The following is a 20,599-nucleotide window of genomic DNA, read 5'->3' on the forward strand; positions in this document are numbered from 1 at the left end:
GGCCGGTTGGGCTGAGAAGTCCAGCCGGCACCGCAAACGGCCAACGAGGGATTTGCATCACAATGCAGGACCCGCAGAGGACCGGAATTTCCTAAATTATCCAAGCCCCCAGTAGACTATTTCTAGTTCGTTTGCGAACCGCGCAGACGAAGAATGTCTTCTGTAAATGTTTCTAGGAGGAACTTGTGGCAAAGGCAAAGTTCGAGCGCAACAAGCCGCACGTCAACATTGGTACCATCGGTCACGTTGACCACGGTAAGACCACTCTGACCGCGGCAATCTCCAAGGTTCTGGCTGACAAGTACCCAGACCTGAACGAACAGCGCGACTTCGCTAACATCGACTCGGCACCGGAAGAGCGCCAGCGCGGTATTACCATCAACATCTCGCACATCGAGTACCAGACCGAGAAGCGCCACTACGCACACGTAGACGCTCCAGGCCACGCTGACTATGTCAAGAACATGATCACCGGTGCTGCACAGATGGACGGCGCAATCTTGGTTGTTGCCGCTACCGATGGCCCAATGGCTCAGACCCGCGAGCACGTTCTGCTGGCCCGCCAGGTTGGTGTTCCAACCCTGATGGTTGCACTGAACAAGTCGGACATGGTTGATGACGAAGAGCTCCTCGAGCTCGTGGAGATGGAAGTTCGCGAACTTCTGTCCTCGCAGGGCTTCGACGGCGACGACGCTCCAGTGATCCGCGTTTCGGGCCTGAAGGCTCTGGAAGGCGATCCAAAGTGGGTTGCAGCTGTTGAGGAACTGATGGATGCAGCTGACAGCTTCATTCCAGATCCAGTTCGCGACCGCGACAAGCCATTCCTGATGCCAATTGAAGATGTCTTCACCATCACCGGCCGCGGTACCGTTGTTACCGGTCGCGCCGAGCGTGGCACCCTGGCTATCAACTCGGAAGTTGAGATTGTTGGCATCCGCCCAATCCAGAAGACTACCGTTACCGGTATCGAGATGTTCCACAAGCAGCTCGACGAAGCATGGGCAGGCGAGAACTGTGGTCTGCTGCTTCGCGGTCTGAAGCGCGACGACGTTGAGCGTGGCCAGGTTATCGTAGCCCCAGGCTCGATCACCCCACACACCAACTTCGAAGCTAACGTCTACATCCTGTCGAAGGACGAAGGCGGACGTCACAACCCGTTCTACTCGAACTACCGTCCGCAGTTCTACTTCCGCACCACCGACGTAACCGGCGTTATCACCCTCCCAGAGGGCACCGAAATGGTTATGCCTGGCGACAACACCGAAATGTCGGTTGAGCTTATCCAGCCAATCGCCATGGAAGAGGGCCTCGGCTTCGCAATTCGCGAAGGCGGCCGCACCGTTGGTTCGGGCAAGGTAACCACCATCACCAAGTAGTCTCTACTTGATGTGGTAGTTCCTTAGTGAACTGAAAAGAATCCCCCAGCACTTCGGTGCTGGGGGATTCTTTCGTTAAAAAAGTGCGTCAGCTAGTGAATATATCAATAAGGTGGTCTAATTGGAGGGCACGCCAATTCAATAACCGGGGGAGTGAACGTCATGACCGGCTGGGTCATCATCACCATCATCTTGATTCTGCTGGCGTTCTCCCTTGGACGACGCCAAGGCAAACGCGCCGAATCCCGCAATGAGCGGCACCTCGATGCCCTGCAGCAAGCATGGCAAAAGGGCTACGACGATGCGCTGAACTACCTGGGCAAGAATGCCGCCGTAACCGGGCGCCCACTCGCCCGGGCACCTTCCGAACCCACCACCCCCGAGCCGGCAACTCCCGAAGCTAACTGGCATGCGGCTGCACCCAGTGGACCGAGCGCACCGGCCCCCAGCTATGGACCGGCGGTGCCGCACCAGCCTGCTCAACAACCGGCACCGGCCCAGCCATATCTGCAGCCATCCGCTCCCAGCTCCGCCCCCTTCGCTCAGCCGATCGCCTCCCCTGTAGCCCTGGCGGCGCCAGCCAAGCCAATTAAGGTGCTGACAAAGCGCGAACGCGAACTGCGCAATATCAACATCACGTTGTACGTAGCAGCCCTGATGATTGTCGCCGCGGGAGCACTGTTCCTGAGCTTCGCCCTGCCACCGCTTTCCAAGCTCATCGCCTTCTTTTTGCTCACTGCCGCCTTTTACGGCGGGGGACTGCTCACCTACGCGCTCAAGCCATCCTTGCGTCCAGCCGGCGCGGCCTTTGCCGGAACCGGATTGGCGCTGCTGCCGCTGTGCGCCATCGCTACCTACACCACCACCGGTCTGTCTGGACCGGCTACCTGGCTGGTCTTCTCGGCTATCGGTACCGTGGCAGTGGGCTATGCAACATTGAGATTCAAATCCCGCGTCTTGGCCTGGGTTGCCGTGCTGATATTGGTCAGTACCGCAATGGCCAGCGCCGCGGCCATGCAGCGCGGCGTGCTCTACTACATGCTGATCCTGCTGGTCCTGTCGATTATCCTGATGATCTTGGCGGTACGCAGCCCAAGGGTGCGCCGGTCAATTTTCTTCCAGGCGCTGTTCGGTACAGCCCAGCTGCTGCCAGCCTTCGTCTTCGCCCTGACTCTGATCCTCTTCGAGCCGCTGACCAGCCGGGACGTGTTCTGGATCTTCGCCCTGCTCACCGCCCAACTGCTGCTGAGCGTCAGGTTGCTGGCCAACTTGCGGCTAGTGCGCTTCTACGCAGCACGGGCCAGCTTCATGCTGATGCTCGCCGCCGGGTGCCACTATCTGGACTTCTCCGGTACCACCACCTGGCTGGTTATCGCCTTCGCCTTCGGCATCCAAGCGGTCGCGGTACTGCTCTATGCCAGCGGATACCGGCAAGCATTGGGTTTGCGGGCAGATGTGGTGCGGATAGAACGCGCTGTGCTGTGGGGCTTGGGCATCTTGGCGATGACTGCCGCTTTTGCCTTGGCGCCGACTAATGAAGAATCCATCCTCCGCTATGTCGTGCTGCCACTGTTCATGGCGCTGAGCCTTCCAGGGCTGTTGCGCAGCACTAAGCTGGAAGCAGGAGTCTTGGCGGTACTGCCACTGCTGGCGCTGGTGAATTGGAAAGAGCATACCTGGAGTCCATTGCCTGCATTCGCTGTGGCATTACTCGGACTGTCCTTGGCTCACCACCGCGCGAAATCAGTGCATCGATTGGTCTTGGGCCATACCCGTTGGGCGCTGGGGCTGGTTGGTGCCGGGGTGCTGGGCGCCGCGGTGAGCGAACTGACCGCGCCGTGGTACTCGGGTTCGATAGGCCCATCGATTGTGATTGCGGCGCTGCTCGTAAATCTGATCTGGTGGGCGGCCAGCCTGGCCCAGCGGTCTTTCCTGGCCCCGGGCACATATTTAGTTCACCGTATGGCGCGTGTAGGTGCTTCGGCACTGATCGCGGTGGTGCTGTCGCTGACTCTGCGCCTGCGATCAGCAGTCCCAAACGAGGTGTTGCCCAACTATGAACGCGTGCTGTTCCTGGGACAGAGCACGCTGATCTGGTTCATGATCTGCCTGCTGCTCAGCCTCGGCGTGGTTATTGCTTCTGGCTGGCGGCTCACCGGACTACCGGATCAAAACGCGCCGCTGCAAAATGTCGTTGATGCCTCGGCACTGGGCCTGATCGGCGCACTGTACGCGTTGAGCTTCGGCGAAGATTTCTGGGTGCTGTCCGTCGTTGTCGGACTGATTTCCCTGGGCTACGTACTGTTCAACTTGCGCAGGAGCATGGACCAGCATTGGAAGATCATTAATGCCGCTGCGGCCCAGGTACTCTTCAGCTCCATGGTCTGGTGGTTCGCCACCAGCCTTGAATTCGATATCCACGGACGCTTCAGCCTGCTGCTGGTATCGCTGGGAATCCCACAGCTTGTCCGCTTGGCCATCAGCATCCGCAGCGCCAAGGCTTTGCGCAAGGAATTGCGCTTCATAGCCATTGGGCTGCTTGGCGGCATTCCGCTAGCCACGCTGGCCTATGGGCAGATCATCGGCTTTGACCGCGGAGCGGTGCTGCTGGCCACCTTGTTCTTCGGGCTGCATGGACTGGCCGCGTTCAAGGCTGATTCCGCCTTGGATAAGATCAGCCGGCAGTTCTACCTGATAGCTCCCGTCCTCTCGCTGGTTTTGATCTCTTGCATCCCAGCTACGAGTCTCTGGGCTGAATCCGGATGGATTCGCTCATCGTGGTGGAGCGCCGAGGTAGCTTGCGCCATCTTGCTGGTCATGAGCCTGGTCGCGGTGATCAGCGAATGGCGTTTGCGTGGGAATCCCAAGTATTCGATAGCCGTGGGCACAGCGATCTTCCTGCCGGCTACTGTGGCCGCCATTTGGCAGGAAGGAACCTGGTGGGCAGTGGGCGCCTGGCTGCTGGCAACCGTTGCGTTGATCTTGATGGTGCATACCCGGCACAGCGCTTGGTACGCTGCGGCGGCCAGCCTGACTCTGGGTACGGCGATCTTGCGCGCGGTGTTTGAGCTGCGCCAAGCTGGCGGTGCTTGGAGGCTTGAATCCATGGATGTCGTGTGGTCGCTGCTGGGCACGGGCATAGCCTTGTATCTGCTGTCGATCTTCCATGGGCGGATGAAGGATCCGGAACCGAAATATCCAGAATTTGGCTACCGCCATGATGACGCAGCCGGCGGAGCCTCGCGGATCTACATCCTGGCGATGCTTCTGGCATTGCTGCTGGCCGGCGGTATTGCGCACGCAACGGGCGGTCAGAACTGGTTCATTATCGGCGGGGCCGTGGTGATCTTCGGTGTGGCCTTGCTGGTGCGCTACTTTGAATTGGGCCAGCACCTGGTTACCTATGCGGTTGACGGGTACATTGTCTTGGCCGCGTTGCTGGCATTGACCAGCTACGCGCAGATTCTGGGCACCCCGCAAGCCAGCAATATGGCAGCCTATGCCTGCATCGTCACGGTGCTGCTGGTTCTGTGGCGCAATATCAAAGCCGATGCGCGGTTGGAAAAGTACTACCTGCTGGCCGCTTCGGTGGCAGGCAGCCTCACCTTGCTCACCGCACTGGTCGAATCCAATTCTGTCGCACAGATTATTGGCTTGGTCTTCTTCGGTGCCTTGGTGGCGTGGGGGTTGAAGCTGGGGGAGAGGCTGCTGATCTGGTGGGGTGCCATAGCTATCACGCTATCGATCCTCTGGTTCCTGCGTGATCTGGCTTTCCTCTGGCTGGTGATCATCGGCATGGGCTTGATTGCGGCGGCCGTGTTCAAGCTGGTGAAGGTGGACAAGCAGAATTCGCTACCTGAGCAGATCCGAGAACCGCAGGCACCGGTCGTGCCGCCGGCGCAGGGACCCGAAGGCGATGGCCCGCGCTAGTGTGTGAGGTCAAGATCACGGGCGCAGATAGGCATAAAAGATTTGCGCGATCGTTGCCGACCTGTCAGACTAGATAAGTTGCTTGAGTGCAACCCGGTCCCCATTTATGGGGTAACCGGATCTGGTTTGAACGACCGGGATCGACTCTCACGCAGGATAATGCCTGGGGTTCGGGATCGATACAACTGCTTCAAACTATAAGGCCCTTCGATAAAGTGAAAACTTTGTGGGAGTGTTGTGACTGAAAATTTCACGACACGCCCGAGCGCGGGGGTCGGAGCCTCCTGCGAGTGAGGAACCCGGATCTGATTCGGATTCAGTCGCAGAGCAAGGCGTGCCGGTCTGCAAAGACCCGTATATAGGCACAGAAATTTTAGATAGTGCTAACAGAAAGAGGCATGACGCCATGGCGGGACAGAAAATCCGCATCCGGCTGAAGTCGTATGACCACGAGGTCATTGACGTTTCGGCCCGGAAGATCGTTGAGACGGTCACGCGCGCAGGCGCAACCGTAGTCGGCCCAGTGCCGCTGCCAACGGAGAAGAACGTGTACTGCGTTATCCGTTCGCCACACAAGTACAAGGACAGCCGTGAGCACTTCGAAATGCGCACGCACAAGCGTCTGATCGACATCGTTGATCCGACCCCGAAGGCTGTTGATTCGCTGATGCGTCTCGACCTGCCAGCGGATGTCAACATCGAAATCAAGCTTTAAGGGGAGGTGGCGAGAAAACTATGACCGCAACCCGTAATTTCAAGGGCCTGTTGGGCACGAAGCTCGGCATGACCCAGGTTTGGGATTCGAACAACAACCTGATTCCTGTCACCGTCGTGCAGGCTGATAGCAACGTTGTCACCAAGCTCATCAACGAAGAGCGCGATGGCTACACCGCAGTTCAGATCGGCTACGGCCAGATCGATCCTCGCAAGGTCACCAAGCCACTGGCTGGTCACTTCGAGGCTGCAGGCGTCACCCCACGTCGCCACTTGGTAGAACTGCGCACCGCAGACGCTGCTGAGTACACCGCAGGCCAGGAACTTTCCGTAGAGGTCTTCGAAGCCGGCCAGAAGGTCGACGTCGTTGGCACCTCCAAGGGTAAGGGCTTCGCCGGCGTTATGAAGCGTCACAACTTCCACGGTGTTGGCGCATCGCACGGTGCTCACAAGAACCACCGCAAGCCAGGTTCCATCGGCGGCGCATCGACCCCAGGTCGCGTTTTCCGTGGACAGAAGATGGCTGGTCGCATGGGTGCTGAGCGTGTTACCACTCAGAACCTGACCATTCACGCTATCGACGCTGAGAAGAACCTCCTGCTGATCAAGGGTGCCGTTCCAGGCGCCCGCGGCCGCGTCGTTCTCGTACGCAACGCCGTGAAGGGAGCATAAGTAAATGACTAAGGCACTTAACGTCGAACTGCCTGCAGAGATCTTCGACGTACAGACCAACGTCCCGCTGCTGCACCAGGTTGTCGTTGCACAGCTTGCTGCTGCCCGCCAGGGTACCCACAAGACCAAGGACCGCTCGGAAGTTTCCGGTGCAGGTCGCAAGCCGTTCAAGCAGAAGGGTACCGGCCGCGCCCGTCAGGGTTCGATCCGTGCTCCACACATGACCGGCGGTGGCATTGTCCACGGTCCAACCCCACGTGATTACTCGCAGCGTACCCCGAAGAAGATGAAGGCTGCTGCACTGCGCGGCGCCCTGTCTGATCGCGCACGCTTCGATCGCGTTCACGTGATTGAGAACTTGGTTGCTGGCGACAAGCCTTCGACCAAGGATGCTCTGGCTACCTTGCGCTCGGTTACCGAACGCAAGAACCTGCTTGTCGTCATCGATCGCGCCAACGATGTTGCAGCCCTTTCGGTTCGCAACCTCGTCAATGTGCACGTTCTGTACGTCGACCAGCTGAACACCTACGATGTTCTGGTTTCGGATGACGTAGTCTTCACCAAGGCTGCCTTCGATGCCCTGGTCCAGAAGGAGGAAGCCAAGTGAGCGCGTTCTCAAAGGCTCCACACGACGTGGTCATCGCACCTGTCGTTTCGGAAAAGAGCTACGGTCTGATCGACCAAGGTCAGTACACCTTCGAGGTGGCACCAAGCTCCAATAAGTCGGAAATCAAGTACGCCGTTGAAGCTATCTTCAACGTCAAGGTTGACTCCGTAAACACCATCAACCGAGCTGGTAAGCGCAAGCGCACCCGCTTCGGGTGGGGATCGCGCAAGAGCACCAAGCGCGCCATCATCACCTTGAAGGACGGCTCGATTGACATCTTCGGCGGTCCGCTTTCCTAAGCGGAGACCACTTTAACGAGGAATATTAATAATGGGAATTCGTAAGTACAAGCCGACTACCCCGGGCCTTCGCGGCTCGTCGGTAGCCGACTTCGCAGAAATCACCCGATCGACTCCGGAAAAGTCGTTGGTTCGTCCCCTGACCAAGTCAGGCGGCCGTAACAACACCGGTAAGATCACCACCCGTCACAAGGGTGGCGGACACAAGCGCGCTTACCGTGTTATCGACTTCCGTCGTCACGATAAGGACGGCGTTCCGGCAAAGGTCGCTCACATTGAGTACGACCCGAACCGTACCGCTCGTATCGCTCTGCTCCACTACGTGGACGGCACCAAGCGCTACATCATCGCACCGAACAACCTCAAGCAGGGTGACCAGGTTGAGGCCGGCGCAAACGCTGACATCAAGCCAGGTAACAACCTGCCACTGCGTAACATCCCGGTTGGTTCCGTGATTCACGCTGTGGAGCTCCGCCCAGGCGGCGGCGCTAAGATGGCTCGTTCCGCAGGTGCTTCGATCCAGCTGGTAGCCCGTGAGGGCCGCTTCGCTCAGCTGCGTTTGCCTTCGGGCGAAATCCGCAACGTTGATGTGCGCTGCCGCGCAACCATCGGCGAAGTTGGCAATGCTGAGCAGATCAACATCAACTGGGGCAAGGCCGGCCGTATGCGCTGGAAGGGCGTACGCCCAACCGTTCGTGGCGTTGTCATGAACCCAGTTGACCACCCACATGGTGGCGGTGAGGGCAAGACCTCCGGTGGTCGTCACCCGGTCAACCCGAACGGTAAGCGTGAGGGACGCACCCGTCGTCCAAATAAGGAAAGCGACAAGCTCATTGTGCGTCGTCGCAAGACCGGCAAGAACAAGCGATAGGAGCCTGGAAACATGCCACGCAGCCTGAAGAAAGGCCCCTTCGTCGATCAGCACCTGTTCCTAAAGGTCGTTGCTGAAAACGATAAGGGCACCAAGAACGTCATCAAGACGTGGTCCCGCCGTTCGATGATCATCCCGGACATGCTGGGACACACCATCGCCGTACATGACGGTCGCAAGCACATCCCTGTGTTCGTAACCGAATCCATGGTTGGTCACAAGCTCGGAGAGTTTGCTCCAACCCGTACGTTCCGTGGCCACGTGAAGGACGACAAGAAGGGCAAGCGCCGCTAGGCCCCGCAAGGGTACTAGTATCGCTTAGCACTTCTTCGATAGACGAGAGAAGGATAGCAATGGAAGCCAAGGCAATTGCGCGTCACATCCGCGTAACGCCTATGAAGGCCCGGCGCGTCGTCAACCTTGTTCGTGGTCTGCAGACCAACGAAGCACTGGCCATCTTGAAGTTTGCCCCACAGGCAGCTTCGGAGCCGGTATACAAGGTTGTCGCATCGGCAGTGGCTAACGCCCGTGCCGCCGCGGACCGCGCAGGTGAAGCATTCAATGAGGACGAGCTGTTTATCAGCGAAGCGTTTGTTGACGAAGGTCCGACCATGAAGCGGTTCCAGCCGCGTGCACAGGGTCGCGCATTCCAGATCAAGAAGCGCACCAGCCACGTGACTGTGGTTGTTTCAACCACGCAGAAGGGTGGGGAGAACTAAATGGGACAGAAGATTAACCCGAACGGTTTCCGTCTCGGCATCACCACCGATCACGTATCCCACTGGTTCGCTGATTCCAGCAAGCCAGGCCAGCGTTACGCTGACTACGTGAAGGAAGATGTCCAGATCCGCGCCCTGCTGTCTAACGGCATGGATCGCGCTGGCATCGCTCGCGTAGAGATCGAACGTACCCGTGACCGCGTACGTGTGGATATCCACACTGCACGTCCAGGTATCGTAATCGGTCGTCGCGGCGCAGAAGCTGACCGTATTCGTGGCGAGCTGGAAAAGCTCACCAAGAAGCAGGTTCAGCTGAACATCCTCGAGGTCAAGAACCCTGACATGGAGGCCATGCTGGTCGCCCAGGGCATCGCCGAGCAGCTTGCTTCCCGCGTGGCTTTCCGCCGTGCGATGAAGAAGGCAATGCAGTCGGCAATGCGCGCTGGTGCCAAGGGCATCCGCGTTCAGTGCTCCGGTCGACTTGGCGGCGCAGAAATGTCCCGCAAGGAGTTCTACCGCGAAGGCCGTGTGCCACTGCACACCCTGCGCGCGAACATCGACTTCGGCAAGTTCGAAGCCAAGACCACCTTCGGCCGTATCGGCGTAAAGGTTTGGATCTACAAGGGTGACGTCACCGCCAAGGAACTGGCTGCACAGCAGGCTGCTGCTCCAGCTCGTGGCGGCCGCGGCGGCAACGATCGTCCACGTGGCGGCGAACGCCGTCGTCGTAACGATCGCAAGGGCGCTGCAGCTCCGGCTGCGGAAGGAGGACAGGCTTAAATGCTTATCCCACGTCGTGTGAAGTTCCGCAAGCAGCACCACCCAAAGCGTTCGGGTGCTGCTAAGGGCGGTACCACCGTTTCGTTCGGTGAGTACGGCATTCAGGCGTTGACCCCGGCTTACGTGACTAACCGTCAGATCGAAGCCGCTCGTATCGCCATGACCCGTTACATCAAGCGTGGCGGTAAGGTCTGGATCAACATCTACCCAGACCGTCCGCTTACCAAGAAGCCTGCCGAAACCCGTATGGGTTCCGGTAAGGGTTCGCCGGAGTGGTGGGTCGCCAACGTCAAGCCAGGACGAGTCATGTTTGAACTCGGTGGCGTCAGTGAAGAGGTAGCTAAAGAGGCATTGCGACTTGCAATCCACAAGCTGCCAATGAAGGCACGCATCGTGCGTCGTGAAGGTGGTGAATAGGGATGTCTATCGGCTCGAAAGACCTTAGCATTGAGTCCCTGGACGGCTTCGATACCGCTCGTTTGAACGAGGAATTGAAGAAGGCCAAGGCAGAACTGTTCAACCTGCGTTTCCAGTCGGCCACCGGCCAGTTGGATGCACACGGTAACCTGAAGTCCATCAAGCGCGACATCGCACGCATTTACACTGTGCTGCGCGAGCGCGAGCTGGGCATTCGACAGGATGTCGTTGTTCCGGTTGAAGAAACCAAGAAGGATTCCAAGTAATGAGCGAGAAGGAGAACGGTGTGGATAACGCTACCGAGCGTAACGACCGCAAGACCCTCCGTGGTTACGTGGTATCTGACAAGATGCAGAAGACCATCGTCGTTGACGTTGAGGACCGTGTAAAGCACGCCCTCTACGGCAAGGTCATGCGTCGCAACAAGAACGTGAAGGCTCACGACGAGAACAACGAAGCCGGCATCGGCGACTTGGTTGTAATCGCTGAGACCCGCCCGCTGTCCGCTGACAAGCGCTGGCGTCTCGTTGAGATCGTAGAGAAGGCTAAGTAAGCTTCCCCGCGATTTCACGGATCTCGTGATTGAAGAATGCCCCGAACTTTTCGAAAGAAGAATTCGGGGCATTTCTGCATTTAAAACCAGTGGCGCAAGTGCAACACTGGAGCTAGGAACAGATCAAGAAGCTGCGCGCCCCGCAAGGCTGGTCAGCTCGCCGGCGTTCAGCCATGTAGCGATCGTCCCGCCCGGTGCCACCACCATCTATCTCGGCGGGCAGAACGCCGTAGATGAAGCCGGGCAGCTGATCGGTCGCGAAGACGCTGCAGTGCAAGCAGCCAAAGCCCTGGGCAATGCCAAGCTTGTCTTGGCTGCCGCAGGAGCAGGTTTTGAAGATGTTCTGCAGTGGAACGTGCTGCTGGTGGACGGCACCGATATCAATAGCGTCTATGGGGTTATTGGACCGCAGCTGGCTTCTGATTCCCCGCCGCTGGTGACCGCTGCTTTCATCACGCAGTTGGGGGTGCCTGGCGCGTTGATTGAAATCAGTGCCGTGACTGCAAGGCTGGCAGATTAGCCGCTGCCCTTGCGATAAGCGCTGGGGGAGTACCCGAGAACTTTTTGGAAGTCGGCGGCAAGATGGGCTTGATCCGTATAGCCCAGTGTCGCCGCGATGCCAGTGATAGACGCTGCTGGATCTTCACGCAGCCAATAAGCGGCTTCCTGCAATCGGTAGTGGCGAATGAGCGCCAGCGGACTCATGCCCAAATGCCTTTCTGAAATGCGTTGTACGCTGCGTGTGCTCAGCGATAAGCGGTGAGCTAGCTGGGACACTTTCACGATCCCGCGGTCTGTTGCTACAGCGTCGAGCAGCTCATTGGCTTGATGGCCGGCGCTAGTGGCCGATGGAAGAGTAGCGCTGATCCACGAGCTGAAAACCTTGACACAGGCTGTTCCCGGGCTCTGGTGATTGGACTCTGTCTTGATCTTGCTTATCGCGGACAACAGCTGCCGGGCATCGAACCGCTCTACTTGATCCAGTAACTGCGATGGGTCAACACTCAATCCCTGCGCGGCTGCTGGCAGCAGCAATGCAGCGACGGCCCAACTGGTCCCCGATAGGTCGCGGTGAGAAGCTCCGCTGGCAGGCCCGGAAAGCGTGACGCCCTCGGGCTGAACCACCAAATTCATTTGGGGAAATGACAGGAGGTCTTGCCGTGAGGTGCGCCCGGGCAAGATATCCCAATCCACAAGCTAAAACCAAGAGACCAATTCTTTGACGTGCGTGCCCGGGAAATGGCGCTCGATTGACGGCAGTCGGGCCGGGTAGAGAATGCCGTGGGGATCCGGCGCTGAATCCATGACCTACCGCCAATAATTGTAGTCGCATATTTACAAGAGCCAGCCTGCCATATGGACATAGCCCAGGGACATGGAAAAACGAGATGAATTGACCGGCGGCGTAACCGGAAAGCACACTACCGCCGGTGTCCCTCATGGATTCAGCAGCCTGACACCGTTCCTCGCTGTGCCCAATGCCCGTGCGGCCTTGGAATTCTACGAGGAAGTGTTCGGTGCAAAGGTGCTTGACTCCACTGAAATGGGTGGACTGGTGGTGCACGCCGAAGTTGATTTCGGCAGTGGCCGGTTACAGATCGGGTACCTTCCCCAGCCTATGGGCTGGTCAGACCGCCAGATGCGCCGAACGCCTGCTACTCCTTGGGGTACTACTGCGAGAACGCCGATACGGTTGTAGCCAAGGCTGAAGCTGCCGGTGCTAGCATTCGTGAACCATTGGGGAACTTCGTCTCAGGGGACCGGTTTGCCTCGATCGTGGATCCTTTTGGAGTCCGCTGGTCCATCATGAGCCGGATCGAAGACCTGTCTACCGAAGAAAGCTCCCGACGGGTGGCCCTGTGGGCTTCACAGCAGTAGCGGACTAGGAGGTGGCACGGCAGCGGGAACCGGAGCGGACGAGGGTATAAAGAGATTCTTCAACTACTTCGAATAAGATCGGGGGATGAAGATAACAACCCGAAAGCTCAGTCTGGGATGGATTTCGGGTAGCGTCCTCTTTGCTTGCCTAGCCATCGGGACACTTCCGTATCTCGATTTTCTCGGCGCTGGCTGGATTCCCAAGTTGCAGGCATTCCAGCCAATGCTCTTGGCTTTGCCCGTGCTGGCGCTGATTATTGGAGTGCTTCGCCGACGGTGGATCGCCTGCGGTTTCGTGGTGGTGTTTCTACTCTGCGGACTATTACCGAACCTGAACCTGGCCACTACTGCCATCCAGAAGGACAGCGCCGACTTTGATCTGTCGGTCTTAGCATTCAATGCCTTGAAAGCAGGCTCGGACCCGGAACAGCTCGCAGAATTGATCAGTGTTGCGGATCCGCAGATCCTGGTTCTCGTTGAAACCAGCGAACCTTTGCATCAGCAGCTGGCCACGCGGGGTGCCTTGGACCACCTTGGCTATCGGAGCCTGGAAGCGCCCGCCGGGGGAGAGCGAGACACCGTGATCTTCTCGAAGTACCCACTGCACGAACGCACTACCGAGCTTGATACGAAGACGACCGGTTGGTATTCCTTGCCTGTCGTTGATGTGAAGTCGCCGGGCGGCATTTTCACGGTTGCCGGGATCCATATCTATCCGCCCGTTGGCGATGCGCAACGTTGGAGGAATGGACTTCAGGCGGTCGATGGCTGGACAGGTGGGCAACGGGATCATCCACTAGTACTTGCCGGAGACTTCAATTCGGTTAGAGCTCATCCGGGGTTCCGTGCGCTGACGAACGACGGCTTTTCCGAGGCGGATGGAATCTGGCCTGCATCAACATGGCCGGCTGATCGAAAATTCAATGCAATGATCGGCCTTGACCACATCATGTCCAGGGGAGCATCCGTGACAGAGTTCTCCGTTCACGCTGTTGATGGGTCAGATCATTTGGCAGTGAGCGCTACGGGTGAATTCGATCATTGAGCGGTCCTGCCTGCCGGTGCCTAGGCTCATGGCTGGACGAGAATATTTTTCACTCATTGCGAATCGGACTCCGGATTTTCGTCGTAACGCTGGCTGGAGCCGGGAAACTCTCGTTGATGCCGTTTGAACTGACCGGCTGCCAGGGCAGTGAGCAGCACCAAAACCCCGTATTTTCGGGATTCTTCGGTCATTGGGATGTGACGAAGGACGCTCACTTTTCTCCTACCACACCATTTCGGATTCGCGCCACTCTAGGCTAGACTTAAGAATCTGTGCGCATCATGCCCGGGGACTATCCACCTTCGACATAATGCAGTGCGGTCCAAATCCGTTTTGGCCGCGCAAGTACAGCCTCGATATTTTACGCCTCGGCCCTGCCGGCATTTGGGATCAGCATTCGGTGCGCCCGCGCCAGTGGGGGTAAGCGATACGTATCGTGGAGACCATATCCGTTCCGCAAGGCTCATTTATGAGAACCAGCGAGACGACAGGAGTAAGAAGTGATTCAGCAGGAGTCGCGACTTAAGGTTGCCGATAACACCGGTGCTAAGGAAATCCTTACCATTCGTGTTCTCGGTGGCTCGAAGCGTCGCTACGCAAGCATTGGCGACACCATTGTCGCTACCGTCAAGGATGCAATTCCTGGCGGCAACGTGAAGAAGGGCGACGTCGTAAAGGCAGTCGTCGTTCGCACCAAGAAGGAAATCCGTCGTGCAGACGGTTCCTACATCAAGTTCGATGAGAACGCTGCAGTTATCCTCAAGGGTGACGCTGCGGATCCTCGTGGTACTCGTATTTTCGGCCCAGTGGGCCGCGAGCTTCGTGACAAGAAGTTCATGAAGATCGTTTCGCTGGCTCCGGAGGTGCTGTAACCATGGGCGCAAAGATCAAGAAGGGTGACCTGGTTCAGGTCATCGCTGGCAAGGAACGTGGCTTGCAGGGCAAGGTCCTGAAGGTCATTACCGAGTCCAACCGCGTGCTCGTTGAAGGCGTTAACCGCGTCACCAAGCACACCAAGGCAGGTCAGACCGAATCCGGTTCGACCACCGGCGGCATCGAGGTTGTCGAGGCTCCAGTGCACGTTTCCAACGTTGCAGTGGTTGACCCAGAGACCAAGAAGCCAACCCGCGTCGGCTTCCGCGAGGAAACCGTAGAAAAGAACGGCGTGTCCAAGACTGTACGCGTTCGTTACGCCAAGGCTTCCGGAAAGGATCTGTAATGACTGAAGCAGCCACCAAGATCCAGCCACGTCTGAAGGCTAAGTACGCAGCTGACATCCGCCCTGCTTTGCAGGAGCAGTTCAACTACGCCAACCCAATGCAGGTACCATCCCTGACCAAGGTTGTCGTGAACATGGGTGTTGGCGAAGCAGCCAAGGACTCGAAGCTCATTGAAGGCGCCGTACGCGATCTGACCGCAATTACCGGTCAGAAGCCAGTGGTCACCAAGGCTCGCAAGTCGATCGCACAGTTCAAGCTGCGCGAAGGCATGCCAATTGGTACCCACACCACCTTGCGTAACGATCGCATGTGGGAATTCGTTGACCGCCTGATCACCCTGGCACTGCCTCGTATCCGCGACTTCCGCGGCTTGAGCGATCGCCAGTTCGATGGCAATGGCAACTACACTTTCGGTCTGACCGAACAGTCGATGTTCCATGAAATCGATGTGGACAAGGTTGACCGCGTACGTGGTATGGACATCACTGTCGTAACCACTGCCAAGACTGATGACGAAGGCCGTGCCTTGCTTAAGGCTCTGGGCTTCCCATTCAAGACCACCAACTAATCTCACTACGTTACAGGTCCGCTAAGGAAACCGTAACGAGGAAGGGCTGAAGCCCACATGTCTATGACAGATCCAGTCGCAGATATGCTGACTCGTCTGCGTAACGCTAACTCGGCATACCACGACACTGTGTCGATGCCGTCGAGCAAGCTTAAAGTACGCATTGCTAACATCCTGAAGGAACAGGGCTACATTGCCTCGTTCGAGGAAGTTGCAGCTGAAGTCGGCAAGACTCTGACTATCACTTTGAAGTACGGTCCATCGCGCGAGCGCTCGATCGCTGGCGTACGCCGTATCTCCAAGCCAGGTCTTCGCGTATACGCAAAGTCCACCAACTTGCCTCACGTGCTCGGTGGTCTTGGTATCGCTATCCTGTCCACCTCCTCCGGTCTGCTTACTGACCGTCAGGCTGCAAAGAAGGGCGTGGGTGGGGAAGTCCTCGCCTACGTCTGGTAACGGGAAAGGGGAAACATACAATGTCACGTATTGGACGTCTTCCGATTTCCGTACCTGCCAACGTTGAGATGAATGTCGACGGCCAGCTGGTCGCCGTCAAGGGTCCTAAGGGTGAACTTTCGGTCACCGTCAAGGCTCCTATCACCGTTGCCAAGGACGAGAACACTGTTACCGTCAGCCGCCCGAACGACTCCCGCGAGGCTCGTTCGCTGCACGGTCTGACCCGCACCCTGATCAACAACATGATCATCGGTGTGACCGAGGGTTACGAGAAGAAGCTCGAAATCCACGGTACCGGTTACCGCGTACAGGCTAAGGGTGCCGAGCTGGAGCTTGCTCTGGGCTACTCGCACCCAGTGAAGGTTGCTGCCGTTGACGGCATCACCTTCTCGGTCGAGGGCAACAACAAGATCACCGTTGCTGGTATCGATAAGCAGCACGTCGGTGAAGTTGCCGCTAACATCCGCAAGCTGCGCAAGACCGAGCCTTACAAGGGCAAGGGCATTCGCTACGCTGGCGAGATCATCCGCCGCAAGGTCGGAAAGGCTGGTAAGTAATCATGGCTATCGGAATCAAGGGCAAGAGCAAGTCCGCTCAGCGCGGTCGTCGTCATCAGCGTTTGCGCAAGCACATCGTTGGTACCTCCGTTCGTCCACGCCTGGTTGTCAACCGCTCGGCTCGTCACATCTTCGTACAGATCGTAGACGACTCGCAGGGTATCACCCTGGCCAGCGCTTCGACCATGGAAGCAGATCTTCGCGCAAGCGATGCCGACAAGACCGCAAAGTCCAAGCAGATTGGCCAGCTCGTTGCAGAGCGCGCCAAGGCTGCTGGCATCGAAGCAGTTGTCTTCGACCGCGGCGGCAACAAGTACCACGGTCGCGTGGCTGCTGTTGCTGAGGGCGCACGTGAAGGTGGGCTGGCACTGTGAGCGAAGCAACTAACAAGAAGGAAACTCAGGTGTCTGAAGCTACTGAAGCAGTCGAGACTGCATCGGCTCCCGCTACCGAGAACGCAGGATCCCGTCGCGGCGAAGGCCGCGGTCGTGGTGAAGGCCGTGGACGTGGCGAAGGCCGCGGTCGTGGTCGTGACCAGAAGGATAGCCGCAACGAAGACAAGGACAAGTTCCTTGAGCGCGTTGTAGCAATCAACCGCGTCTCCAAGGTCGTCAAGGGTGGTCGTCGCTTCAGCTTCACCGCACTTGTCGTTGTTGGTGACGGCAACGGTATGGTCGGCGTTGGCTACGGTAAGGCCAAGGAAGTTCCTGCTGCTATCGCCAAGGGCGTTGAAGAGGCTAAGAAGTCCTTCTTCCGCGTTCCACGCGTAGGCACCACCATTCCACACCTGGTCAAGGGTGAGGCCGCCGCTGGCGTTGTCTTGCTCCGTCCAGCAGCTCCTGGTACCGGTGTTATCGCCGGCGGTCCAGTGCGCGCCGTGTTGGAGTGCGCAGGCATCCACGACATCCTGTCGAAGTCGATGGGTTCGCAGAACCAGATCAACATCGTTCAGGGCACCATTGCTGCACTGAAGGCTCTGGAAGAGCCTGCAGCTGTTGCAGCTCGCCGCGGTCTTCCGCTGGACGAGGTTGCTCCAGCAGCAATGCTGCGTCACATCCAGTCCCAGAAGGCAGGTGCTTAATCAATGGCTAAGAACATTGTTCCAAGCGACGCCAAGCTGGCAATCACCCAGGTCAAGTCCATCATTGGTGGTAGCCAGGTTCAGCGCGACGTAGTTCGCTCGCTGGGTCTGAAGCGCATCGGTCACACCGTTGTGCGCACCGCCGATCCTGTGACTGTTGGCATGGTCAACAAGGTCCCACACCTGCTGAAGGTTGAGGAGGCGAAGTAGAGATGGCTGAAGAAAAAGCACTTAAGATTCACCACCTGCGCCCAGCTGAGGGTGCGAAGACTGCGAAGACTCGTGTCGGTCGCGGTGAAGCATCCAAGGGTAAGACTGCAGGTCGCGGTACCAAGGGTACCAAGGCTCGTTACCAGGTGAAGGCAGGCTTCGCAGGTGGTCAGCTTCCGCTGCACATGCGTCTGCCAAAGCTGCGCGGCTTCAAGAACCCATTCCGCGTCGAGTTCCAGGTTGTAAACCTGGACAAGATCTCGGAATTGTTCCCAGAGGGTGGCGAAGTCACCGTCGAGGCACTGGTTGCCAAGGGCGCCGTTCGCAAGAACCAGCCTGTCAAGGTCCTGGGCACCGGCGATATCACGGTTAAGGTTGACGTGAAGGTTGATGCCTTCTCGACTTCCGCTTCCGAGAAGATCGCTGCTGCTGGCGGCTCGGCAAACACCCTCTAATACGGGGTATAGCCTTTGAATGGTCCCGGTTCGCGTTGAGCAATCAACGCGAACCGGGGCTTTTCTTTTCTAACAGCGAAACATTCTAAGATTTCTTATAAATGCTTGGATGGTTAGTAGGTTTAGTTTCAATTCTGCAAATATTTGTGCTTATTTCGTGTGGCGCATTTGGCAGGATTGGCTCACAGACCGCTAGAATCGTTAGGTCTGGGAAGATTCTCTTCCTCAGGTTCAAGCACATACTTCAGGAGGACGCTTGTTCAGCGCCATAGCCCGAGTTTTTCGGACGCCTGATCTGCGCAACAAGTTGCTGTTCACGCTTGGGATCATTGCGATCTATCGTGTCGGTGTATTCATTCCCGCTCCGGGCATTGATTACAGCAACGTTCAGCAGTGTCTGGCAATGGGTGAAACCACCGGTGGACTTTATTCGTTCGTAAACCTGTTCAGTGGCGGCGCCCTGCTGCAGGTCTCAGTTTTCGCAATGGGAATCATGCCGTACATTACTGCGGCAATTATCGTCCAGTTGCTGCGCGTGGTGATCCCGCACTTCGAGACCTTGCACAAGGAAGGCCAGGCCGGCCAGGCCAAGCTGACGCAGTACACGCGTTATCTGACCATCGCGCTGGCGCTGCTGCAGGGAACCACCTTGGTGACTCTCGCGCGTACTGGCAGCCTGTTCCCAAGCTGTACTCTTTCGCTGGTCCCGGATGACTCGCTGATCGTGATCATGCTGATGATCATCACCTTGACTGCAGGCACGGGCCTGATCATGTGGATGGGTGAGCTGATCACCGAGCGCGGTATCGGCAACGGCATGTCCATCCTGATCTTCATCTCGATTGCTTCGGGCTTCCCATCCTCGATGGGTGCGATTTTCCAGGCTCAGGGTGTCATGACCTTCATCGGCGTGCTGCTGGTGGGCTTGCTGATTGTGGCCTTGGTGGTCTTCGTTGAGCAGTCCCAGCGTCGTGTGCCGGTGCAGTATGCCAAGCGCACCGTTGGCCGCCGTACCGTTGGCGGTACTTCCACCTACATTCCGTTGAAGCTGAATATGGCGAATGTGATCCCAGTGATCTTCGCCAGTTCCATTTTGGCGCTGCCGCAGATGATTGTGCAGTTCAACCAGAATGATGATGGCACATTGCCTCAGTGGGCGATGTGGCTCCAGGAGCACTCGGCGACCTCCTCGCCGTGGTACATGCTGGTTTACACGCTGCTGATCATCGGCTTCACCTACTTCTATGTTGCGATTACCTTCAATCCTGAAGAGGTCGCGGACAACATGAAGAAGTACGGTGGCTTCATTCCTGGTATTCGCGCTGGTCGTCCGACCGCTGACTACCTGCAGTACGTGATTTCCCGTATTACTTTCCCGGGCGCCTTGTACTTGGCGTTCGTGGCGTTGATTCCACTGATTGCTTTCGTGTTGTTCAACGCTGATCAAAGCTTCCCATTTGGCGGTACATCGATCTTGATTATGGTTGGTGTGGGTTTGGAAACCGTCAAGCAAATCAATGCTCAAATGCAGCAACGGAACTATGAAGGGCTTCTGCGATGAGTCGACTGCTAATTATTGGACCACCCGGTGCCGGCAAAGGCACCCAGGCCGTAAAGATCTCCGAGCGCTTGGACATTGTTGCCATCTCGACCGGTGATATCTTCCGTGCCAACGTCAAGGGCGGCACCCCGCTGGGTATCGAAGCCAGCAAGTACATTGACAATGGAGACTTTGTACCTGACTCGGTCACCAACAACATGGTCGAAGACCGGTTGAACCAGGACGACGTCGCAACCGGCTTCCTGCTCGACGGCTACCCACGCACCAGCGCACAGGTTGACGCGCTGGATGCCATGCTGGCCAACAAGGGCATCGCCCTAGACGCTGTGCTGCAGCTGACCGCCGATGACGACGAGCTGGTAGCTCGCCTGCTGAAGCGTGCAGAGATCGAAGGCCGCGCAGATGACACCGAAGAGGTCATCCGCCACCGCCTGAGCCTGTACAACGAAGAGACCCGCGTCGTCGTAGAGCGCTACGAGGAACGTGGCATCGTGCGCAAGGTCAACGGCCTGGGCGCAATCGATGAAGTCACCGAACGTGTTCTTGCAGCGTTGAACGTCAACGCCTAAGCACCGAGTTCTACATCGCGCAGGGACCGTGCGGCAACAATGGATGTTGCAGCCCGGTCCC

The 20,599-nt window shown here is 57.7% G+C and carries 28 protein-coding genes and 1 pseudogene; 27 read left to right on the forward strand and 2 right to left on the reverse strand.

The window, feature by feature from the left end:
• The first annotated feature begins 185 nt into the window (after positions 1-185).
• The 14 genes from tuf to AB4Y71_RS03680 all read left to right on the forward strand — a co-directional run bounded on the left by tuf (position 186) and on the right by AB4Y71_RS03680 (position 11,458).
• Positions 186-1,376: an elongation factor Tu gene (gene tuf, locus AB4Y71_RS03615; protein ID WP_417364852.1), complete on the forward strand. Its 1,191-nt coding sequence runs from the start codon at positions 186-188 to the stop codon at positions 1,374-1,376.
• Between the two features lie 153 nt (positions 1,377-1,529).
• Positions 1,530-5,306 (forward strand): hypothetical protein, encoded by a 3,777-nt coding sequence (locus AB4Y71_RS03620; RefSeq protein ID WP_441718017.1) that lies wholly within the window; start codon positions 1,530-1,532, stop codon positions 5,304-5,306.
• 406 nt (positions 5,307-5,712) lie between these two features.
• The gene (rpsJ, locus tag AB4Y71_RS03625; protein WP_013349689.1) at positions 5,713-6,021 is read left to right on the forward strand and encodes a 30S ribosomal protein S10; all 309 of its coding nucleotides are present in this window, start codon (positions 5,713-5,715) and stop codon (positions 6,019-6,021) included.
• 20 nt (positions 6,022-6,041) lie between these two features.
• Complete coding sequence (gene rplC / locus AB4Y71_RS03630) at positions 6,042-6,692, forward strand: 50S ribosomal protein L3 (RefSeq protein ID WP_013349688.1); 651 nt, start codon at positions 6,042-6,044, stop codon at positions 6,690-6,692.
• Between the two features lie 4 nt (positions 6,693-6,696).
• Positions 6,697-7,299, forward strand: coding sequence for a 50S ribosomal protein L4 (gene rplD, locus AB4Y71_RS03635; protein ID WP_013349687.1), 603 nt, complete (start codon positions 6,697-6,699; stop codon positions 7,297-7,299).
• Positions 7,296-7,598 carry a 50S ribosomal protein L23 gene (gene rplW / locus AB4Y71_RS03640; RefSeq protein ID WP_013349686.1) on the forward strand — a complete coding sequence of 101 codons (303 nt, stop codon included), beginning with the start codon at positions 7,296-7,298 and terminating at the stop codon, positions 7,596-7,598. The genes rplD and rplW overlap by 4 nt, the downstream gene beginning before the upstream one ends.
• 31 nt (positions 7,599-7,629) lie before the next feature.
• Positions 7,630-8,469: a 50S ribosomal protein L2 gene (rplB, locus tag AB4Y71_RS03645; protein ID WP_013349685.1), complete on the forward strand. Its 840-nt coding sequence runs from the start codon at positions 7,630-7,632 to the stop codon at positions 8,467-8,469.
• Between the two features lie 12 nt (positions 8,470-8,481).
• Complete coding sequence (gene rpsS / locus AB4Y71_RS03650; RefSeq protein WP_013349684.1) at positions 8,482-8,763, forward strand: 30S ribosomal protein S19; 282 nt, start codon at positions 8,482-8,484, stop codon at positions 8,761-8,763.
• A 59-nt stretch (positions 8,764-8,822) separates the two neighbouring features.
• A complete protein-coding gene (rplV, locus tag AB4Y71_RS03655; protein WP_013349683.1) occupies positions 8,823-9,188 on the forward strand; it encodes a 50S ribosomal protein L22 in 366 nt (121 codons plus the stop codon).
• Positions 9,189-9,968 carry a 30S ribosomal protein S3 gene (rpsC, locus tag AB4Y71_RS03660; protein WP_038992194.1) on the forward strand — a complete coding sequence of 260 codons (780 nt, stop codon included), beginning with the start codon at positions 9,189-9,191 and terminating at the stop codon, positions 9,966-9,968.
• Positions 9,969-10,385, forward strand: coding sequence for a 50S ribosomal protein L16 (gene rplP, locus AB4Y71_RS03665; RefSeq protein WP_131088784.1), 417 nt, complete (start codon positions 9,969-9,971; stop codon positions 10,383-10,385). It abuts the gene before it with no gap.
• A 2-nt stretch (positions 10,386-10,387) separates the two neighbouring features.
• On the forward strand, positions 10,388-10,651 hold the full coding sequence (gene rpmC, locus AB4Y71_RS03670) for a 50S ribosomal protein L29 (protein ID WP_013349680.1): 264 nt from the start codon (positions 10,388-10,390) through the stop codon (positions 10,649-10,651).
• Positions 10,651-10,938 carry a 30S ribosomal protein S17 gene (gene rpsQ / locus AB4Y71_RS03675; RefSeq protein ID WP_013349679.1) on the forward strand — a complete coding sequence of 96 codons (288 nt, stop codon included), beginning with the start codon at positions 10,651-10,653 and terminating at the stop codon, positions 10,936-10,938. Before rpmC ends, rpsQ begins: the two co-directional genes overlap by 1 nt.
• 25 nt (positions 10,939-10,963) lie before the next feature.
• The gene (locus tag AB4Y71_RS03680) at positions 10,964-11,458 is read left to right on the forward strand and encodes a RidA family protein (RefSeq protein ID WP_441718019.1); all 495 of its coding nucleotides are present in this window, start codon (positions 10,964-10,966) and stop codon (positions 11,456-11,458) included.
• Here AB4Y71_RS03680 and AB4Y71_RS03685 read toward each other — a convergent pair.
• Positions 11,455-12,072, reverse strand: a complete 618-nt coding sequence (locus tag AB4Y71_RS03685) for a helix-turn-helix domain-containing protein (RefSeq protein ID WP_441718022.1) — start codon at positions 12,070-12,072, stop codon at positions 11,455-11,457. The genes AB4Y71_RS03680 and AB4Y71_RS03685 overlap by 4 nt on opposite strands.
• Positions 12,073-12,313: 241 nt before the next feature.
• Here AB4Y71_RS03685 and AB4Y71_RS03690 point away from each other — a divergent pair.
• Positions 12,314-12,816, forward strand: a pseudogene (locus tag AB4Y71_RS03690) (VOC family protein).
• 241 nt (positions 12,817-13,057) lie between these two features.
• Entirely contained in the window at positions 13,058-13,861 is an 804-nt protein-coding gene (locus tag AB4Y71_RS03695) for an endonuclease/exonuclease/phosphatase family protein (RefSeq protein WP_441718025.1), read from the forward strand.
• Between the two features lie 53 nt (positions 13,862-13,914).
• Here the strand turns inward: AB4Y71_RS03695 and AB4Y71_RS03700 are convergent, their stop codons facing one another.
• The gene (locus tag AB4Y71_RS03700; protein ID WP_441718028.1) at positions 13,915-14,052 is read right to left on the reverse strand and encodes a hypothetical protein; all 138 of its coding nucleotides are present in this window, start codon (positions 14,050-14,052) and stop codon (positions 13,915-13,917) included.
• Between the two features lie 309 nt (positions 14,053-14,361).
• On the opposite strand from AB4Y71_RS03700, the gene rplN reads away from it, so the two are divergent.
• The 11 genes from rplN (at position 14,362) to AB4Y71_RS03755 (ending at position 20,538) form a co-directional block, all read left to right on the forward strand.
• Positions 14,362-14,733 (forward strand): 50S ribosomal protein L14, encoded by a 372-nt coding sequence (gene rplN / locus AB4Y71_RS03705; RefSeq protein WP_013349674.1) that lies wholly within the window; start codon positions 14,362-14,364, stop codon positions 14,731-14,733.
• Between the two features lie 2 nt (positions 14,734-14,735).
• Entirely contained in the window at positions 14,736-15,080 is a 345-nt protein-coding gene (gene rplX / locus AB4Y71_RS03710; protein ID WP_013349673.1) for a 50S ribosomal protein L24, read from the forward strand.
• Entirely contained in the window at positions 15,080-15,649 is a 570-nt protein-coding gene (gene rplE / locus AB4Y71_RS03715) for a 50S ribosomal protein L5 (RefSeq protein ID WP_013349672.1), read from the forward strand. The genes rplX and rplE overlap by 1 nt, the downstream gene beginning before the upstream one ends.
• A 57-nt stretch (positions 15,650-15,706) precedes the next feature.
• Positions 15,707-16,105 carry a 30S ribosomal protein S8 gene (gene rpsH, locus AB4Y71_RS03720; protein ID WP_013349671.1) on the forward strand — a complete coding sequence of 133 codons (399 nt, stop codon included), beginning with the start codon at positions 15,707-15,709 and terminating at the stop codon, positions 16,103-16,105.
• Positions 16,106-16,125: 20 nt separating this feature from the next.
• Positions 16,126-16,662, forward strand: coding sequence for a 50S ribosomal protein L6 (rplF, locus tag AB4Y71_RS03725; protein ID WP_441718031.1), 537 nt, complete (start codon positions 16,126-16,128; stop codon positions 16,660-16,662).
• 2 nt (positions 16,663-16,664) lie between these two features.
• Positions 16,665-17,036 (forward strand): 50S ribosomal protein L18, encoded by a 372-nt coding sequence (gene rplR / locus AB4Y71_RS03730; protein ID WP_013349669.1) that lies wholly within the window; start codon positions 16,665-16,667, stop codon positions 17,034-17,036.
• 29 nt (positions 17,037-17,065) lie between these two features.
• Positions 17,066-17,743 (forward strand): 30S ribosomal protein S5, encoded by a 678-nt coding sequence (gene rpsE, locus AB4Y71_RS03735; RefSeq protein WP_173362795.1) that lies wholly within the window; start codon positions 17,066-17,068, stop codon positions 17,741-17,743.
• 3 nt (positions 17,744-17,746) lie between these two features.
• The gene (gene rpmD, locus AB4Y71_RS03740) at positions 17,747-17,953 is read left to right on the forward strand and encodes a 50S ribosomal protein L30 (protein WP_013349667.1); all 207 of its coding nucleotides are present in this window, start codon (positions 17,747-17,749) and stop codon (positions 17,951-17,953) included.
• Positions 17,954-17,955: 2 nt separating this feature from the next.
• Positions 17,956-18,408 carry a 50S ribosomal protein L15 gene (gene rplO, locus AB4Y71_RS03745; RefSeq protein WP_013349666.1) on the forward strand — a complete coding sequence of 151 codons (453 nt, stop codon included), beginning with the start codon at positions 17,956-17,958 and terminating at the stop codon, positions 18,406-18,408.
• A gap of 256 nt (positions 18,409-18,664) precedes the next feature.
• The gene (gene secY / locus AB4Y71_RS03750; RefSeq protein ID WP_013349665.1) at positions 18,665-19,969 is read left to right on the forward strand and encodes a preprotein translocase subunit SecY; all 1,305 of its coding nucleotides are present in this window, start codon (positions 18,665-18,667) and stop codon (positions 19,967-19,969) included.
• On the forward strand, positions 19,966-20,538 hold the full coding sequence (locus AB4Y71_RS03755) for an adenylate kinase (protein WP_134779732.1): 573 nt from the start codon (positions 19,966-19,968) through the stop codon (positions 20,536-20,538). Before secY ends, AB4Y71_RS03755 begins: the two co-directional genes overlap by 4 nt.
• The last annotated feature ends 61 nt before the right edge of the window (positions 20,539-20,599 follow it).

Origin of the sequence: Glutamicibacter sp. MCAF14 (assembly GCF_052114325.1) — a bacterium.
Lineage (GTDB): Bacteria > Actinomycetota > Actinomycetes > Actinomycetales > Micrococcaceae > Glutamicibacter > Glutamicibacter arilaitensis.

What these genes read in the sequence shown, in the direction of transcription:
- rplD (WP_013349687.1), top strand. Translation starts at nt 6,697, where the DNA reads ATGACTAAGGCACTTAACGTCGAACTGCCTGCAGAGATCTTCGACGTA.
- rplO (WP_013349666.1), top strand. Translation starts at nt 17,956, where the DNA reads ATGGCTGAAGAAAAAGCACTTAAGATTCACCACCTGCGCCCAGCTGAG.
- rpsQ (WP_013349679.1), top strand. Translation starts at nt 10,651, where the DNA reads ATGAGCGAGAAGGAGAACGGTGTGGATAACGCTACCGAGCGTAACGAC.
- rpmD (WP_013349667.1), top strand. Translation starts at nt 17,747, where the DNA reads ATGGCTAAGAACATTGTTCCAAGCGACGCCAAGCTGGCAATCACCCAG.
- rplB (WP_013349685.1), top strand. Translation starts at nt 7,630, where the DNA reads ATGGGAATTCGTAAGTACAAGCCGACTACCCCGGGCCTTCGCGGCTCG.
- rpsJ (WP_013349689.1), top strand. Translation starts at nt 5,713, where the DNA reads ATGGCGGGACAGAAAATCCGCATCCGGCTGAAGTCGTATGACCACGAG.
- rplF (WP_441718031.1), top strand. Translation starts at nt 16,126, where the DNA reads ATGTCACGTATTGGACGTCTTCCGATTTCCGTACCTGCCAACGTTGAG.
- AB4Y71_RS03685 (WP_441718022.1), bottom strand. Translation starts at nt 12,072, where the DNA reads ATGAATTTGGTGGTTCAGCCCGAGGGCGTCACGCTTTCCGGGCCTGCC.
- AB4Y71_RS03755 (WP_134779732.1), top strand. Translation starts at nt 19,966, where the DNA reads ATGAGTCGACTGCTAATTATTGGACCACCCGGTGCCGGCAAAGGCACC.
- rplC (WP_013349688.1), top strand. Translation starts at nt 6,042, where the DNA reads ATGACCGCAACCCGTAATTTCAAGGGCCTGTTGGGCACGAAGCTCGGC.
- rplP (WP_131088784.1), top strand. Translation starts at nt 9,969, where the DNA reads ATGCTTATCCCACGTCGTGTGAAGTTCCGCAAGCAGCACCACCCAAAG.
- rplX (WP_013349673.1), top strand. Translation starts at nt 14,736, where the DNA reads ATGGGCGCAAAGATCAAGAAGGGTGACCTGGTTCAGGTCATCGCTGGC.
- rplE (WP_013349672.1), top strand. Translation starts at nt 15,080, where the DNA reads ATGACTGAAGCAGCCACCAAGATCCAGCCACGTCTGAAGGCTAAGTAC.
- rplV (WP_013349683.1), top strand. Translation starts at nt 8,823, where the DNA reads ATGGAAGCCAAGGCAATTGCGCGTCACATCCGCGTAACGCCTATGAAG.
- rpsS (WP_013349684.1), top strand. Translation starts at nt 8,482, where the DNA reads ATGCCACGCAGCCTGAAGAAAGGCCCCTTCGTCGATCAGCACCTGTTC.
- rpsH (WP_013349671.1), top strand. Translation starts at nt 15,707, where the DNA reads ATGTCTATGACAGATCCAGTCGCAGATATGCTGACTCGTCTGCGTAAC.
- rpmC (WP_013349680.1), top strand. Translation starts at nt 10,388, where the DNA reads ATGTCTATCGGCTCGAAAGACCTTAGCATTGAGTCCCTGGACGGCTTC.
- rpsC (WP_038992194.1), top strand. Translation starts at nt 9,189, where the DNA reads ATGGGACAGAAGATTAACCCGAACGGTTTCCGTCTCGGCATCACCACC.
- rplR (WP_013349669.1), top strand. Translation starts at nt 16,665, where the DNA reads ATGGCTATCGGAATCAAGGGCAAGAGCAAGTCCGCTCAGCGCGGTCGT.
- AB4Y71_RS03700 (WP_441718028.1), bottom strand. Translation starts at nt 14,052, where the DNA reads ATGACCGAAGAATCCCGAAAATACGGGGTTTTGGTGCTGCTCACTGCC.